This is a genomic window from Methylococcales bacterium, assembly GCA_030949405.1.
In the GTDB taxonomy this organism is placed as follows: Bacteria; Pseudomonadota; Gammaproteobacteria; order Methylococcales; family Methylomonadaceae; genus WTBX01.
The window spans coordinates 1189401-1206594 of record JAUZSN010000002.1 but is presented as its reverse complement, the minus strand read 5'-3'; the positions used below and the strand labels follow the sequence as shown (position 1 = coordinate 1206594).

At 36.8% G+C, this 17194-nt stretch carries 18 protein-coding genes; 9 read left to right on the top strand and 9 right to left on the bottom strand.

Annotation, left to right across the window (positions count from 1 at the left end):
- The first annotated feature begins 48 nt into the window (after window positions 1–48).
- Both Q9M50_06425 and Q9M50_06420 read left to right on the top strand, forming a co-directional pair.
- A complete protein-coding gene (locus Q9M50_06425; GenBank protein ID MDQ7090269.1) occupies window positions 49–552 on the top strand; it encodes a transposase family protein in 504 nt (167 codons plus the stop codon).
- Window positions 553–702: 150 nt separating this feature from the next.
- A complete protein-coding gene (locus tag Q9M50_06420) occupies window positions 703–975 on the top strand; it encodes a transposase family protein (GenBank protein ID MDQ7090268.1) in 273 nt (90 codons plus the stop codon).
- Window positions 976–1139: 164 nt separating this feature from the next.
- Here Q9M50_06420 and Q9M50_06415 read toward each other — a convergent pair whose 3' ends face one another.
- Window positions 1140–1814 (bottom strand): transaldolase family protein, encoded by a 675-nt coding sequence (locus Q9M50_06415; protein MDQ7090267.1) that lies wholly within the window; start codon window positions 1812–1814, stop codon window positions 1140–1142.
- 702 nt (window positions 1815–2516) lie between these two features.
- On the opposite strand from Q9M50_06415, the gene Q9M50_06410 reads away from it, so the two are divergent.
- From Q9M50_06410 to Q9M50_06385, 6 genes are all read left to right on the top strand, one after another.
- Entirely contained in the window at window positions 2517–3158 is a 642-nt protein-coding gene (locus tag Q9M50_06410; GenBank protein ID MDQ7090266.1) for a cell division protein ZipA C-terminal FtsZ-binding domain-containing protein, read from the top strand.
- Between the two features lie 592 nt (window positions 3159–3750).
- Entirely contained in the window at window positions 3751–7920 is a 4170-nt protein-coding gene (locus tag Q9M50_06405; protein MDQ7090265.1) for an SNF2-related protein, read from the top strand.
- 297 nt (window positions 7921–8217) lie between these two features.
- Entirely contained in the window at window positions 8218–9012 is a 795-nt protein-coding gene (locus Q9M50_06400; GenBank protein MDQ7090264.1) for a hydroxymethylpyrimidine/phosphomethylpyrimidine kinase, read from the top strand.
- A complete protein-coding gene (gene thiE / locus Q9M50_06395) occupies window positions 9012–9644 on the top strand; it encodes a thiamine phosphate synthase (protein MDQ7090263.1) in 633 nt (210 codons plus the stop codon). The genes Q9M50_06400 and thiE overlap by 1 nt, the downstream gene beginning before the upstream one ends.
- A 5-nt stretch (window positions 9645–9649) precedes the next feature.
- The gene (gene soxX / locus Q9M50_06390) at window positions 9650–10012 is read left to right on the top strand and encodes a sulfur oxidation c-type cytochrome SoxX (protein MDQ7090262.1); all 363 of its coding nucleotides are present in this window, start codon (window positions 9650–9652) and stop codon (window positions 10010–10012) included.
- Between the two features lie 21 nt (window positions 10013–10033).
- The gene (locus tag Q9M50_06385; GenBank protein MDQ7090261.1) at window positions 10034–11959 is read left to right on the top strand and encodes an ATP-dependent DNA helicase; all 1926 of its coding nucleotides are present in this window, start codon (window positions 10034–10036) and stop codon (window positions 11957–11959) included.
- A gap of 2 nt (window positions 11960–11961) precedes the next feature.
- Here the strand turns inward: Q9M50_06385 and Q9M50_06380 are convergent, their stop codons facing one another.
- Window positions 11962–12318, bottom strand: a complete 357-nt coding sequence (locus tag Q9M50_06380; protein ID MDQ7090260.1) for an Hpt domain-containing protein — start codon at window positions 12316–12318, stop codon at window positions 11962–11964.
- Window positions 12319–12424: 106 nt separating this feature from the next.
- On the opposite strand from Q9M50_06380, the gene Q9M50_06375 reads away from it, so the two are divergent.
- Window positions 12425–12748: a ferredoxin family protein gene (locus Q9M50_06375; protein ID MDQ7090259.1), complete on the top strand. Its 324-nt coding sequence runs from the start codon at window positions 12425–12427 to the stop codon at window positions 12746–12748.
- Window positions 12749–12818: 70 nt separating this feature from the next.
- Here the strand turns inward: Q9M50_06375 and rplQ are convergent, their stop codons facing one another.
- The 7 genes from rplQ to secY all read right to left on the bottom strand — a co-directional run bounded on the left by rplQ (window position 12819) and on the right by secY (window position 17176).
- Window positions 12819–13199, bottom strand: a complete 381-nt coding sequence (gene rplQ, locus Q9M50_06370; GenBank protein MDQ7090258.1) for a 50S ribosomal protein L17 — start codon at window positions 13197–13199, stop codon at window positions 12819–12821.
- Window positions 13200–13220: 21 nt separating this feature from the next.
- Window positions 13221–14231, bottom strand: a complete 1011-nt coding sequence (gene rpoA, locus Q9M50_06365; protein ID MDQ7090257.1) for a DNA-directed RNA polymerase subunit alpha — start codon at window positions 14229–14231, stop codon at window positions 13221–13223.
- Between the two features lie 20 nt (window positions 14232–14251).
- On the bottom strand, window positions 14252–14872 hold the full coding sequence (rpsD, locus tag Q9M50_06360; protein ID MDQ7090256.1) for a 30S ribosomal protein S4: 621 nt from the start codon (window positions 14870–14872) through the stop codon (window positions 14252–14254).
- Between the two features lie 18 nt (window positions 14873–14890).
- Entirely contained in the window at window positions 14891–15277 is a 387-nt protein-coding gene (gene rpsK, locus Q9M50_06355; GenBank protein ID MDQ7090255.1) for a 30S ribosomal protein S11, read from the bottom strand.
- A gap of 28 nt (window positions 15278–15305) precedes the next feature.
- Window positions 15306–15662 (bottom strand): 30S ribosomal protein S13, encoded by a 357-nt coding sequence (rpsM, locus tag Q9M50_06350; GenBank protein MDQ7090254.1) that lies wholly within the window; start codon window positions 15660–15662, stop codon window positions 15306–15308.
- A 74-nt stretch (window positions 15663–15736) separates the two neighbouring features.
- Entirely contained in the window at window positions 15737–15850 is a 114-nt protein-coding gene (gene rpmJ, locus Q9M50_06345) for a 50S ribosomal protein L36 (GenBank protein MDQ7090253.1), read from the bottom strand.
- 21 nt (window positions 15851–15871) lie between these two features.
- Entirely contained in the window at window positions 15872–17176 is a 1305-nt protein-coding gene (gene secY / locus Q9M50_06340) for a preprotein translocase subunit SecY (protein MDQ7090252.1), read from the bottom strand.
- Window positions 17177–17194: the final 18 nt, after the last annotated feature.

Genomic DNA, 17194 nt, shown 5'->3' with positions numbered 1-17194 from the left:
ATAAGCTTTATAATAAATTTCTATAAAAAATAAAAATCAAAGTATAACATGAAAATAAAAGAAATTTTACCAAGAATTTATGATGATAGACAGTTAAGAGCTTTAACAGGATTAAAAACAGAACATTTTATTTTACTATTATCTCTATTTGAAAAGACCCTTATTGAAGATCAAAAAGAAAAACATGAAAATAAAGAAAGAAAATACGGTAGTGGTTTAGATAGCACATTAAAAACACCCGCAGACAAATTATTATTTATATTAAATTATATGAAGTGCTATTCTACTTTCGATCACTTAGGGTTTTCTTTTAATATGAATAAATCATGCGCCCATACTCATGTATACAAATTATTTCCAATTTTAATAAAGACGTTAGATATATTTAATGTTTTACCTGCAACAAGTTTTTCAACCCCTGAAGAAATGCAGCAGGCTTTTGGCGGAGTTCAAACATTGATAATAGATGCTACAGAGCGTGCTGTACAACGCCCTAGTGACTATGAAGAACAAAATGAATTTTACAGTGGTAAAAAAACAGCATACAATTAAAAATACCACTATAGCTTCTTTAGGTCATTTAATTTTATATATTGGGGTTAGTTTTCCGGGTAAAAATCATGATTATGGAATGTTTAAAAAGAATTTAATCCAGAATTAAATTGGTTTAGTAATTTTAATATATTTATTGATTTAGGTTATTTGGGGTTTAATAATGAATATAAAACTAATTCGGTAAATATTCCTCATAAAAAACCAAATAAATCTAAGCATAATCCAAACCCAACATTAACAGAAAATCAAAAAAAAGAAAACAAAGAGATGAGTCGTGAAAGAGTCATTGTTGAGCATGTAATCGGTGGAATGAAAAGATATAGATGCCTAGTTGACAAGTTTAGAAATAAAAAAGAAGGTGTAAAAGATTTATTTTCTTTTTTAGCGGCTATCCTATGGAATTTTAACATGATATATTAACTTCTTCTTAAAGAACAAGTCTAATGACATAAATTTTATCTTATTGTTTCATTTATAAAGCCTTTGTCATTGTCTCTGAAATTAAAGAACCATGCAACGTATTTATTTATAAGGATAAATAAAGTGTAGCCCTCCTGATTTCTATCTTATGAAATTAATAAAACTCAACTTTCAAAAGCTAGTTTCTTATCAAAAACCTGCTGCCAATCCGTATGAAACTGCTCAATCGCCAAAGGTACAGCAGGATGCATCAACATTTGCGCCATGATGTCTACAGGTAAGGTAATTGCACCGACACCTAGTTGTAAAACGTCTAAAACTTGACGCGTATTTTTAAAACTTGCGGGTAATAAGCAACTACTTAACTGTTGTTGGGTTAATAATTTCTGAATACCCTCAATAACGGCAATCCCATTACCGCCAAAATTATCAATTCGATTGACATAAGGTGCTAAATAATCGGCCCCCGCCAACGCCGCTAAAAATCCTTGCTGTACACTATAAATAGCTGTGGCTAACAAGGGTATTCCTTCACTATGTAATTGCTTAATCGCAGCCAAGCTCATTTCTGTTGCAGGAATTTTAACCACTACATCGTAAGGTAACGCTGAAATTTGACGGGCCTCCGTAATAATTTCATCTAATGACTGACTAACCACCTGCACATGAAAACGATACTTTTTTTCTAATCGTCGATCCAATTCCGCTAATAATTGATTAACCCCCATTTCTGCTTTCGCTAAAATACTGGGGTTGGTGGTAATCCCTTTAATGGGCAAGCAGGTTTGAAAACGTTCTATTTGTTGAATATCCGCGTTATCTAAATACAGCTCTATCATCATTTATTCCTGATTTAAACAGGTCATTGTAACGAATTTTCTCATGACTATTTTAACAATAAAAATTTACGGTTTTAACGCATGAAAAACCTCCGTCGTAACCGTTTTTTAAATAAAAAGTCGAAAACCTAATGAATATCGTCAATAATACCCGCCTAATAAATAGTTTCATTCTTATGAAGCTTGATAAAATACATTTTCAATAATCGAAATGCAAAAATTAGAGTAGAGCAATGTGCGGCTACCAACCTTATTAAGGGTCGTTGAAAAAATTGATAAGGAAACTCGTCTGCGTTTTAAAGTCACATTTGATAAAATAAAGACAGACTGGCAAGAAAAAGTGCTTAAACTCTTTGGGAGTGGATGCGAAGTCCCCGATTAAAAACACCCAATTTATTCATTATCAAGAGGCGAGAAGGCATTAACCATGCGTATATTAGTATTTTCTATTTTAAAATTAAACGCCTCGCCTTTTTTGCTTATTCAATGGGATCGACACACCATTAAGTAATGTAAAGGTTGGGCATTTTTCTAAACGGATTAAAGCAATATCAAAATCAGTGCAATTTCTATTTATTTCACCTAACAAAGTGACAATGGAAATGGCAAAAAACAATTAACGGGAGTAACCATCAAAGAAACGGGTGTTTCACGCATGGTTGCTGTAAATATAGGTGATGCAGTGGAGTTAGTAGAAAGCTAATGGATAAAGATACTTTAAGAATTGTTATATTTTTAATCGGATTACTTGTAGTCGCAGGCATGATTGCATGGAGTTTTTTTCAACATCAAAAAGACCAACGTGAATTTGAAGAATATGATCAGACATCACCCCCCAAGGACAGCTATAGTTTTAGTGCTATTTCATCGGCGTTGAAAAAAACCACCGAAAAATTTACGGAACCCTTAAAAGAGAAAGTTGAACCCGTAAGTAGTGAGAACAATGAACCATCGGCTACCCCTAATTTAATTCAATTGTCTATTATTTCGCCTAATGAAGAAGGCTTTAAGGGTGAAGATATTTTTGAGGTCTTAAATGGGGTCGGGTTAGCCTATGGCACGTTACAAATTTTTGAACGTTTAGACTCAAATCGTTTAGTCGATTTCGCCGTCGCTAATGTAGTTAATCCTGGTATCTTTCCACAAGATGATTTAACTAATTTTAGCTGCCCTGGTTTATCTTTTTTTATGCAACCTAAAAAAGTTGATCACCCCATCGAAGTCTTTGAAGATTTTGTTAGAACCTTTAATTTTGTAGCCTTAAAACTAGGCGGTGAAATGATTGATAGTCAACACCAAGTTTTAACCGATGAAACCCTACAACAAATTCGTCAATGTTTATAACGAACGTTATACCCGTTATTTTTTAGAATCTAAAAGGATAGAGCTAAAGCGAATAATTTTTCATTTTTTAAGTATAAGCCATGATAACGCTAACTCAAATGACACTGTCTTTTTGCTTTGGATGCGATAAGCTCTTATCTTAAAGGTTTATCTGTTCTTTAAAACTTACCTAGACTTACTCACCTAAGTTGAGTATTTAATTCTTATCCCGCTTCTAGTTTCACTGAGTAAACTAAAAGCCAGAGCTTGAAAAACAATAAGCCAACCCCGCAGAATCGACGATTTAAAAGCAAAAAGTACAAGACGTATTTGGCACCCTTTATTTTTCGGTTTACAGTTTAAACTGGAGTCTAATAGCTTTAGCTGTTGGCGAATTACGAAAATAGCTAAAGCTATTTTACTCCCCACTATTTTTTAAGAGTAAAGTGTAAACTACTTTTGAGCTAAATGAAGGATGCCGACTATTTATATGAAAATCTAGTTTTCAACCCCTTTATTTAGTATGCTTTTGACCCATTACATCGAGTTATAGATAAGAACGCTAGAACCGTTGATAGCTCTAAAAAAATACTTTCAATAGTAGACCTATTTTATGACACAAAAATTACTCACTAAGTTTGAAGAACTCCCTGAAGATGAGCAATCATTACTATTAGCACTGGCTATTATTTTTGCTCCCGTAGAACAAAGTATTTTAAAAAATATATTATGGGAATCGGACTGTATTGATGCCACAACCATTAATAAAATTGCGCCCAAATTTAAAGAAAAAATAAAAAGAACAGGGCTGGTTAAAATAACGATTGATGGTTGGGCATGTGACCCCTTAATTTCAGAACTCTTAATAAAAAAAGCCGTTAAGAACGAAAAGCTGTTTAATCAACTCAGCCAACATTTGCTTAGCCACCCCGCGCCCCATCTTCCAAGAATGGCCCTGGCAAATATGATTAAACTTTTACGAATTCATCTTTATAACAATGATCTAGACCGATTTATTGTTAGTTTAAGTGAAATTCAAATAGAATTCCCTGACTATATTGACTATACATTTGGGCGTTTATTTTTTAATAATTTTGATGCCGAATGGTTTACGACCTTACATGAAGGTATTCGGTTTGTAGTTTTAAAATATCAACTTTACTTAAGTGCCTCTAAATTTAAACCTAGCCCATTACAACAAACACTATTTGAGCGATATTTTTCAGATTATTCAAAACAACCTCTTTATATTGCGTTAAGTTATATTGAATTTTCACTTCATCGGGGACAATTTAATGACAAAATGGTCACCTTTTTAACAAAAAATAATTCCATTGATAGTTTAAAATTATTAGGTTCTTATTATTTTCTACAAAATAAACCCGATGAGGCTATTCGTTATTATGAACACGCGTTAACCTTACATAAAAAGCAATCAGGTAAACGTAATCTCGTTATTTCTGACTTAGATGGGCAGTTTTATTATTTAGCCTTATTAAAAAAACGAACACCTGAAAGCTTAATCACACTAAAAAAACAATTAGAGATTTCATTAAAAGTAGAAAAGAATGATTTCAGTTATCAAAACCAACGCTTACTCGAAGGAATTGGGGTTTATCAGTCCACAAAAAGTGTGGATGAGTGTCGTTATTTATTTAATGCGCCTTATCTTAAATCTAAAGCCGAAGGCTCACCTTATGATTGTTTATTCCAAGGGCTATTATTATTTTGGTTAGATGAAGTTGAACGGGTTTTAAAATTAAAAGACAACAAGCTACTTGAAAATTTAAGCTACTTTTGTAAACAAGCGGATGAAAATGGCTATTTATGGTTTGCCACGGTGAGCTCTGTGTTATTACAGGCATTAAAAACCAAAGATAAGGATTGTTTGCAATTAGCTAAAAAGTATAAAAAATCATCGTTTGCCGATATTTTAAATTTATTACCCCGAATTGAAAAATGGGAGCGGGCATTAACCGCCTTAACCTTATTAAGTGATCCTAAAAGTAACACCTCTCTTAATCCTACGCCTTCAATGCGAATGATTTGGCAGTTATCCTTAGAAGATAATGAAATAACCCTTACGCCACGTGAACAAAAACTCAGTAAAACAGGCCGCTGGACAAAAGGTCGCCCTATTTCCTTGACCCGTTTGGATGAGGATCTTGAAGATTTTAGCTATTTAACCCGACAAGACATAAAAATTTGTAAACAAATTTCCAGTTATCAAGAAAGCTATTATTATAGCTATCGCCCAAAAGAAATTTATTACCTAGGAGGACAAGGTTTATTGGCCGCCATAGGGCATCCTCATGTTTATTGGCAGACCGATGAAAAAATGTCTGCTCCCATCGAAGTCATTAAAGCAGAGCCTCAATTATTGGTCAAAGAGAAGGGGGAAAATTTACATATCTCCCTTCTACCCGAAATTGACAGCGAAGAAGGCGTGCTTATTGAACGCTCTACCACAGGGGTATTAGTCTATGAAATCAGCGAACAACATTTAGAAGTCGCCCATATTTTAACCCCACAAGGCTTAGTGGTTCCTAGTAAAGCCCGTCAACAAGTTATTGATTCTATCGCCTCTATCGCCTCAACTTTAACGGTACAATCGGATATAGGTGGGCAATCCGCTCATGCTGAAATCGTAGAGGTCGATAGCCGATTACACATTCATTTACAACCGATTAATGACGGCTTACAAATTGAAATTTTCATTCAACCTTTTAGAGAGGGCGGCCCTGTTTATAAACCTGAACAAGGGGGGATCACCGTATTAGCGGAAATTGAAGGGAAACAATTACAAACAACCCGTGATTTTAAATTAGAAAAAAGTTATTTAAAGCAATTCCAACAAGGCTGTCCTGAGCTTTACCCCTCTAAAACGGCTAACTGGCAAATGGATGACCCTGAAATGGCTTTAGAAGCCTTATTGCAATTACAGCAATTGGGTAATTTTGCCCAAATAGAATGGCCAAAAGGTAAAAAAATAAGGCTTAATAAAGAAATAAGCCTTTCAGAAGTTCATTTCTCAGTGCGTAAAGAAAAAGATTGGTTTGCTGTTGAAGGCGAACTTGCTGTTGGTGAGGATGATGTCGTCCAAATGCAAAAACTCATCCAATTGGTCAATGGTTCGCGTGGACGCTTTTTAGAAATTAAAGAGGGACAATTTGTCGCGTTAACAAAAGAACTGCGTCAACGATTAGATGACTTTTCAGGGCTGGGCGACCTGCATGGCAATAGCGTCCGCTTTCATCCATTAGCCGCCTCCGCATTAGATGAAATTACAGAGGGCATGGATCTCCAAGCAACTAAAGCATGGAAAGATCAGTTAAAGCGCCTATCCGAAATGAGTGAACTGGTTGTGAAAGTCCCCTCAACCTTACAAGGTGAATTGCGTGACTATCAATTAGAAGGCTATCAGTGGATGAGTCGTTTAGCTCATTGGGGAGCTGGAGCCTGTTTAGCAGATGATATGGGATTAGGAAAAACGATCCAAGCATTAGCCTTAATTTTATCGCGTGCTAAAAATGGAGCCACCTTAATTCTTGCGCCCACTTCCGTGTGTATTAATTGGCTAGAAGAGGCTCAACGTTTTGCACCTACCTTAAAAGTTCAGCAATTTGGCGTAGGGGATCGGCAAAAAATGTTAGATGAAGCCGATAGCTTTGACCTTATTGTTTGCAGTTATGGACTCTTACAAACCGAAGGGGATCGATTATCAACCAAACAATGGCATACCGTCGTCGCGGATGAAGCGCAGGCTATTAAAAATATGCAGACTAAACGCTCAAAATCAGCGATGGCCTTGAAAGCTGATTTTAAGTTAATTACCACAGGTACCCCAATTGAAAATCATTTAGGGGAGTTATGGAATTTATTTAACTTTATTAACCCAGGTTTATTTGGTTCATTGCAAAAATTTAATGAAAAATATGCAACCGCAATTGAAAATAACCAAGATTATGCCACTCAGCAACGCTTAAAGAAATTACTACGTCCTTTTATATTACGCCGCTTAAAAACCGATGTTCTCACAGAGTTGCCGCCAAAAACAGAGATCACCTTACATATTGAGCAAAGTACTGAAGAAAAAGCAATGTATGAAGCCCTGCGTCGTAATGCGGTTAGAACAATGGAACAGCTTAAAGCTCAAGAAACCGCGCAAGGTCAACAACATTTACAAGTTCTAGCTGAAATAATGAAACTGCGTCGTGCTTGCTGTAATCCATCACTAGTGATTGAAGATAGCCCGATTACTAGTACAAAATTAGCCGCCTTTGAAGAGTTAGTGGATGAATTAATAGAAAATCATCATAAAGCCTTAGTCTTTAGCCAGTTTATTGGTCACTTAAGCATTATTCGAGAGAAATTGGATGAAAAAGGGATTAGTTATCAATACTTAGACGGCTCGACTCCGATTGCAAAACGAAAAAAAGCGGTAAATGATTTTCAAGCGGGTGAAAGTGATTTATTTTTAATTAGTTTAAAAGCAGGCGGCTCTGGATTAAACTTGACGGCGGCTGATTACGTGATTCACATGGATCCTTGGTGGAATCCTGCGGTTGAAGATCAAGCTTCTGATCGAGTTCATCGCATCGGGCAAAAACGTCCCGTAACTATTTACCGTTTAGTCGCTAAAGATACCATTGAGGACAAAATTGTTGACTTACATAAACATAAACGAGATTTAGCTAATAATTTACTGGAAGGCGGCGATGTCAGTGGTAAAATGTCGGTTGATGAAATCTTAAGTTTAATTACCGACTTGGATAACGATTAAAAAGACGGAAAAGAGCCGTCCTTCCCGACGGCTTTGCCATGATAGTTGAATACATATCGTTATTCATCCATCGAACGCTTTATTTTTTATATAAATTTTGCCATCCTTCATTTAGCTCAAAAGTAGTTTACACTTTACTCTTAAAAAATAGTGGGGAGTAAAATAGCGTTAGCTATTTTCGTGACTCGCCAACCGCTAACGCCATTGGACTCCGATTTAAACTGTAAACCGAAAAATGAAGAATGCCAAATTTTACGCTTAAAATCAAACCTTTAATACACCTTACGCTCTAATTCAATGTCAAAAAATTATCCTATCGTTTTATCTTTTTCAGGTCATGACCCCAGTGGGGGTGCAGGCATTCAGGCCGATATAGAAACCCTTGCCAGCCATCATTGTCATTCTGTCAGCGTGATTACCGCATTAACCGAACAGGATTCGTCGAATGTAAAAAATATATACCCGCAATCCTCTGAAAATATCATGACTCAAGCACAAACCTTATTAGACGATATGTGTATTGATGTCATTAAAATTGGCATGATTGCCGATGATAAAGTGGCTTATGCCATTGCTCATATTTTAGAATCTAATCCGAGCATCCCTGTTGTTTTAGATCCTGTTTTAGTTGCAGGAGGTGGACAGTCACTCAGTAATCCCGCATTAATTAAGATAATCAACCAGCATTTATTACCCCACACCCAAGTTTTAACCCCTAATTATAATGAAGCTCGATTGTTAACAGGCTTAGAGTCCATAACCGAGTGTGCCAACGCACTGGAAAATCAAGGCTGTGAGTATGTTCTCATAACAGGGGCGGATGAAAATCTCGACTCTAATCAGGTTAAAAACCACCTCTTTCATCAACAACGTTGTATAGAAGACTTTAGCTGGGAACGATTACCCCATAACTATCATGGCTCAGGGTGTACCTTAGCCAGTAGTATTGCAGGCTTAATCGCCCAAGGTTTAGACCCGCTCGCGGCAATCAATGAAGCTCAAAACTATACGTGGAATACCTTAGATGCGGCCTATAAAGCAGGACGTGGACAATATAACCCTAAACGTTTATTTTGGATGGAGGCGGGCTAATGTTATTTCCGAAAACAGGTTTATATGCCATTACCCAAACGGATGATAACGATGCGGAGCAAGTTATTGCGGATGTAGCCACCGCCATTAAAGGCGGGGCCGTGGTGATTCAATATCGTGATAAAAGCCCTATTGACGCGGTTTATTTAAGTACCGAGTTATTAAAATTATGCCGTAGACATCATATCCCTTTATTAATTAATGATGATATTCAATTAGCAGCGACCATCGGTGCAGATGGGGTTCACTTAGGTAACGATGATGGTGATATAGAGCACGCGCGGCATCAATTAGGTGATCAGGCCATTATTGGGATTTCATGTTATAACGATATTCAATACGCGTTAACATGTGAAAAAAAAGGGGCGAGTTATGTCGCCTTTGGACGGTTTTTCACCTCATCATCAAAACCCCTAGCCGCTCCTGCCGCTATTGAAACCTTAACGCAAGCAAAAGCACAGTTAACCCTGCCTATTGTGGCCATTGGAGGCATTTTACCTGAAAATGGAGGGGAATTATTAACCGCAGGGGCCGATGTCTTAGCCGTCATTGGAGGTCTCTTTAACAAAAATATTGAAGCCTCATCCAACGCTTACCAACCTTTATTTATAAAAAATTCATTTAAAACGTAATCCAAATGCGAATTATCTCAGTAATTAAAGCTGTAATGTTATCAACGTGTTTACTCGTAACCACACAAGGGATAACGGCTGAAAAAGAAACCTCGATTTCTATAAATTCAGGAAAAAAACTTGCCTTTGCCCGTAATAAAGGAAATTGCCTCGCGTGCCACCGCATTGAAGAGGGGGAATTTCCAGGTAATATTGGACCTGAATTAAAAAATATCAAACAACGATTTAAAAGCCAAATTCAATTACGTCAATTTATTTGGGATGCAACGGCTTTTAATTCAGAAACAATTATGCCGCCTTTCGGTAAACATAAAATACTCACAGAAGATGAAATTGATCGCCTTATCAACTATCTTTGGACTTTATAACCTCTTAAAATTAAGACACTTGTGACTAAAATAGAACATATCTTTAGCAATGACGGAGCATTAGCCGAAACGATAGAAGGCTATCAACCCCGTACCGCTCAAATTGAAATGGCAACGACCCTTGCAGAAGCCCTTAAAAATAAACAACATTTAATTGCCGAAGCAGGAACAGGAACAGGAAAAACATTTGCCTATTTAATTCCTGCTATCTTGTCTACAAAAAAAGTGATTGTTTCAACCGCAACTAAAAATTTACAAGAACAACTTTTTAGTCATGATTTACCATTGATTCGTAACGTATTAACCGACACCCCCGTCAAGGCCGCGTTACTCAAAGGACGGGCTAATTATTTATGTCATTATCGCTTAAGAAACGCACTTACATTAACAGAAGGTTTTAATAAACAAGAAACCGCGTTATTAACAAAAATAAAAAGCTGGGCAACGCGGAGTCGTGATGGCGATATAGCTCAAATGACCTCGATTAATGAGTCCAATCCTATTTGGTATCAAGCCACATCAACGCGTGAAAACTGCTTAGGAAGCGAGTGCCCCGATTATAACGAGTGCTTTTTAGTAAAAGCCCGCCGCAACGCCCAAGAAGCCGATCTTATTATTGTTAATCATTATTTACTCTGTGCCGACGGTACGCTTAGAGAAACAGGTTTTGGTGAGTTATTACCCGATGCTGAAATTATTATTATTGATGAAGCCCATCAACTGGCTGAAATAGCCTCAAATTTTTTAGGGGTGGCACTGAGCGCCAAGCAATTTAATGATTTAAGTGATGATAGCTTAGTGGAGTATTTTCAAGGGGCTAAAGATATACCTGATTTACGTACCGCGTGTGAGGATTTAAAGCATGAGGTTCAAGATTTACGCCTCGCTTTTGGAACAGAAATTAAGAAAGCCGAATGGCAAGAGATCGAAAATAATCCTAAAATTTTTGCAGCTTTACACTGTTTTAAAGATCAAGTACAACGCTTAGAAACACAACTCAGTATAGCGGCAGAAAAATCGACAGGTTTAGAAAGTTGTTATCAGCGTTGTACGGATTTAAATTTACAGTTGCAAGCGTTAGTTAATAACAAGGATGATAGCGCCATTCGTTGGTATGAAACTCATCGTCTAAGCTTCACACTAGGAAGTACACCCTTGGAAATTTCAACAGAATTTAGAAGCTTTATGCAGCAGCATAAAGCCTCATGGATTTTTACCTCAGCCACATTAAGTATTGCTAAACGCTTTGACCATTTTAAAAAAACGTTAGGCTTAGAAGCTATCCCTAGTTATCATTGGGACAGCCCTTTTGATTACCCAAACCAAGCTCTTTTTTATCATCCCAAAGGGTTACCCCAACCCAATGATGCCGATGCCATTGAACGGATTATTGAATTTGCATTGCCTGTGTTAAAAGCGAGTCAAGGAAGAGCTTTTTTCTTATTTACCAGTTACCGTAATTTAAACCGCGCCGAAGAATTATTAAAAGATAAATTAGATTACTCTTTACTCGTTCAAGGGAGTCGTCCTAAAACGGTATTACTTGATGAATTTAAACGTGATGGCAATGCAATTTTACTAGGGACATCGAGTTTTTGGGAGGGCGTTGATGTCCGTGGCGAGGCACTTTCTTGTGTCATCATTGATAAACTTCCTTTTGCATCCCCCTTTGAACCCGTGTTAAAAGCTCGACTAGCCGCTATGAAAAAACAAGGACGTAATGGTTTTTTTGAATATCAAGTTCCCGCCGCAGCGATTGCATTACGACAAGGGGTGGGTCGTTTAATTCGTGATATTGATGATCGCGGGGTATTAATGGTTTGTGACCCACGATTATTAAAACGTGCTTATGGGCAAACTTTTTTAGATAGTGTACCGAATATGCAACGGACCCGTGACATTAAAGAAGTAGAAAAATTTTTCACCCTGAGTAATGAAATTACTTAATTTTATTTTGACTCTAATCGTTTCAAAATAATCGTTTCTAAGCTATAAAATTGCCTAACTTTTTCGCTTAGTAATTTTAAGCTCTCCTTAACCGGATCTAATTCATTCTCCCATAATTTTTTCTCTAAATTTTCAGCCAGTCCTTGGAGCTCTAAAAACCCACAAAAATTAAACCCGCCTTGTAGTTTATGAATTTTTTCTTGAGCCACCCCTTTTTCTTGTGTATCAATGGCTATTTCTATTTCCTTCAATTGCTCAGGAAGCTCTGAAAAAAATTTCTTAAATAAAATAACCGCTAAGGCTTGGTTACCCATTGTTCGTACTAACATTGCATCAATATAAACTAAATCATCATTCATACTATTCTTAAATAGTTAAGGGTTAAATTTAAAATGAATTTTTTAATTATTTCTGCTAGTATGAAGGATTAATTTTATTCCTCCTAACAACTTTTGGTAAATAAATATGACCTTTGTCGTCACAGAAAACTGTATTAAATGTAAATATACCGATTGCGTAGAAGTCTGCCCAGTCGATTGCTTCTATGAAGGCCCAAACTTTTTAGTTATTCACCCTGAAGAATGCATTGATTGTTCTTTATGTGAGCCGGAATGCCCTGCAGAAGCCATTTTCTCCGAAGATGACTTACCCGAGGATCAAGAACATTTTCTTGAGTTGAATGCTGAATTAGCTGAAAAATGGCCTGTTATTACCGAACAAAAAGACCCACTTCCTGATGCAGATGACTGGAAGGGAAAATCGGATAAAATGCAATTTCTTGAAAAATAAATAAAACCATCAGGCATAAAAAAGCCAGTTTATAAACTGGCTTTTTTATTTTATCTTTTAAGATTAGCTATCAATCTTCTGCTTCATCAAGTTCAGGTCTACCTACTAACTCAACATAAGCCATTGGTGCATCATCACCTGTTCTAAAGCCACACTTCATAACACGTAAGTAACCTCCCGCTCTCTCTTGATAACGAGGACCTAGGTGATTAAATAATTTGGCAACGGCTTCTTTATCACGCAGTTTTGCAAATGCCAATCGTCTATTAGCAACTGAGTCTTTTTTTGCTAACGTAATTAACGGTTCAGCAAAACCACGTAACTCTTTTGCTTTAGGCAACGTTGTTTTTATCAACTCATGTTTAATAATAGAACTCACCATGTTGCTAAACATAGCTTTACGATGGCTACTATTTCTATTTAATTGTCTTCCAGATTTGCGATGTCTCATTTTGAGATAACCTTCAATATGTTAAATGCCAGCTTGGCTTTGATCAGCTAGATTTTCAGGCGGCCAGTTTTCAAGACGCATTCCTAAAGATAACCCTTTCATTGCAAGGATATCTTTAATTTCAGTCAATGATTTTTTGCCTAAATTCGGGGTTTTTAATAATTCTACTTCTGTCCGTTGAATTAAATCACCTATGTAAAATATATTTTCAGCTTTTAAACAATTTGCTGATCGTACTGTTAACTCTAAATCATCAACAGGCCGTAATAACACAGGATCAAATGTTTCTTCTTCGACAATAGTTTCTTCTACAACTTGCTCATGAACTTTTTCAAAATCAACAAATACAGATAGTTGATCATGTAAAATCGTTGCTGCAAGCTTAATAGTCTCTTCTGGATCTACCGTTCCATTAGTTTCCAGCTCAACAATAAGTCGATCTAAATTTGTCCGTTGCTCCACACGTGTATTTTCAACATGATAGGCAACTTTAACCACAGGACTAAAAAGTGCATCGACCACTAAAGCCCCTACAGATGAAGAGCCGTCTAATTGCTCTTTTCTAACATTCGCAGGAACATAACCACGACCCCGCTCAACTTTAATGCGAATATTTAATTCACCCGCTTGCGTTAAATGGGCAATGATTTGATCAGGATTAACGATATCAACATCATGAGGCAAATCTATATCAGCAGCAGTGACAACACCTGTGCCACTTTTATTCAAAGACAACGTAATTTCATCTTTGGAATGTAGAATAATAGCAAGTTGCTTCAAATTCAATAAGATATCAATAACATCTTCTTGAACGCCATCAATAGTGGAGTATTCATGTAATACGCCTTCTATTTCAACTTCGGTAACGGCACAACCAGAAATAGAGGATAACATGACTCGTCTAAGTGCATTACCAAGCGAATGTCCAAAACCCCGTTCTAGTGGTTCAATAACAATTCGAGAGTGGTTTGCAGAATGACTGACTACATCAACCAAATTTGGTTTTAATAAGCCAGCAATAGATTTTTGCATAAATTATAATCCAGACCTAATTATTTAGAATAAAGCTCTACAACCAACTGTTCATTCATATCGCTTCCCAAGTCAACACGTTCAGGAAGTGATTTAAATGTCCCTGACATTTCTTTAGGGTTAGTTTCAACCCAAACAGGAAAACCATATTGTTCAGTCACCGTCAAAGCATCAACAATTCGTTGTTGTTTTTTAGCTTTTTCTCTAATCGTAATTTCATCCCCTGCCTTTACTTGATAAGAGGGAATGTTTGTTAACTGTCCATTAACAACAATTGATTTATGAGAAACTAATTGACGAGCTTCTGCACGTGTACAAGCAAATCCCATTCGATAAACCACATTATCAAGGCGTGATTCCAATAGGTTTAATAAATTCTCACCTGTTGCCCCTTTCTGTAAAGCGGCGGCTTTGTAATAGTTTCTAAACTGCTTTTCTAATACGCCATAAATTCGACGAATTCGCTGTTTTGCTCTTAACTGTAGTGCATAATCAGAACTTCTTACTCGCGCTGTACCATGTTGTCCAGGGCGCTGTTCTAACTTACATTTACTTTCTAAAGACTTGCCTCTGCTTTTTAAAAACAGATCCGTGCCTTCTCTACGACTTAACTTACAAGTAGGTCCTAGATACCTTGCCATAATAACTACTCCGAAATCTTAAACGCGACGTTTTTTGGGGGGACGACAACCATTATGAGGAATGGGGGTCACATCAACTATATTAGTAATCTTAAAACCTAAGTTATTAAGTGATCTTACCGCAGATTCACGCCCAGGACCAGGTCCTTTAATCATCACATCAAGGTTTTTCATTCCATATTCTAACGCAATATTACCTGCTTTTTCTGCGGCAACTTGTGCGGCAAAAGGCGTGCTTTTACGCGAACCTCTAAAACCTGAACCACCTGAAGTAGCCCAAGACAACGCATTACCTTTTCTATCGGTAATGGTTACAATTGTATTATTAAATGACGCATGAACATGAGCAATGCCATCCGCCACTTCTTTTTTAATGCGTTTTTTAGAACGATTTTGAGTTGCCATTATTTTTAAAGCCTTTTACAAAAATATCTTATTTTCTAATTGGTTTACGAGGACCTTTACGAGTACGCGCATTGGTTCGTGTTCTCTGCCCTCTTAACGGCAAGCCTCTACGATGTCTAATTCCACGATAACAGCCTAAATCCATTAGCCGTTTAATATTCATCGACACTTCACGACGAAGATCACCTTCAACCGTCATTTTTGAAATAACATTACGAATTGCGTCCAACTGCTCTTCTGTTAACTCTTTTATTTTTATCGAAGATTCAATACCAATTTCTTTACAAATGCTTTTAGCAGTTTGGCGACCAATTCCATAGACAGAGGTCAACGCAATCTCTGCGTGTTTATGCTCTGCTATATTTATTCCAGCAATACGTGCCATCTAGTACTCCCATGATGGTATTTTAAAGTTAAGCGCGAAATTATAACATCCTACAAAATTTAGCGCAATAAATATTAACCTTGACGTTGTTTATGACGACCATCTTTACAGATGACTCGAACAACCCCATTTCTTTTTACGACTTTGCAACTACGACAAATTTTCTTTACAGATGCTCTAACTTTCACAACACTCAACTCCTACAAGAATTACTTTTTAAGATTGGCTTTTTTCATTAGCCCTTCATATTGTTGCGACATCAAATGCGTCTGCAATTGTGAAATAAAATCCATAACCACAACAACGATAATTAATAACGAAGTCCCTCCAAAATAGAAAGGAACATTCCAATAAACAATTAAAAACTCAGGTAACAAACAAACTAAAGTAATATAAAACGCCCCTATCAACGTTAAACGAGTCATCACTTTATCTATATAGGCTGTCGTTTGTACGCCTGGTCTAACACCCGGTAAAAAAGCCCCTGATTTTTTTAAATTATCAGCGGTTTCTTTTGAATTAAAAACTAATGCGGTGTAAAAAAAGCAGAAGAAAATAATTGCGGCGGCATAAAACATGACGTAAACGGGTTGCCCTGGCGACAATACAGTCGATACATCTTGCAACCAAGAAAATCCTTCTGCATTACCAAACCAACCTGCAATAGTTGCTGGAAACAGAATAATACTTGATGCAAAAATAGGAGGAATAACACCCGCCATGTTTAATTTTAAAGGTAAAAAGCTACTTTGTCCTGCATACATTTTTCGCCCTTGCTGACGCTTGGGGTAATTAATGATAATTCGACGCTGTCCTCTTTCAACAAAAACAACTAATGCAGTAACTGAAATTGCAATTAAAAATAACAGTACAATAAAAGCACCATTCATTTCACCTGTTCTCGCAAGCTCTAAGGTTCCACCAATCGCTGATGGCAATCCTGAAACGATACCAGCAAAAATAATCAAGGAGATACCATTACCAATCCCTCTTTCTGTTACTTGTTCACCAAGCCACATTAAAAAGATAGTTCCTGTTACCAGTGTAATTGCTGTGATAACAATAAAACTCATTCCTGGATTAATAACAACAGATAAACCCCCTGCTGTTTGGTTCTGTAATGCGATCGAAATCCCTATCGCTTGAAACGTAGCTAACACCACCGTTCCATAACGTGTATATTGAGATATTTTACGCCGTCCTGATTCCCCTTCTTTTTTAACTTGCTCTAATGTCGGTATAATAACCGTCATTAGCTGCATGATAATAGAAGCTGAAATATAAGGCATAATCCCTAATGCAAATAAACTTAAACGCATTAAAGCTCCACCTGAAAACATGTTAAACATGTCCAGAATAGATCCACTTTGCTGTTCAAACATTAAATGCAAGGCTTTAGGATCAATTCCAGGAACAGGGATATGTGCGCCCACCCTGTAGACAAACAATGCACCAAGAACAAAAAGTAATCTTGACTTTAGTTCCGAGAAACCGCCCCCTGCTTTTTTCGCCATTTTTGCTCTTGATGTACT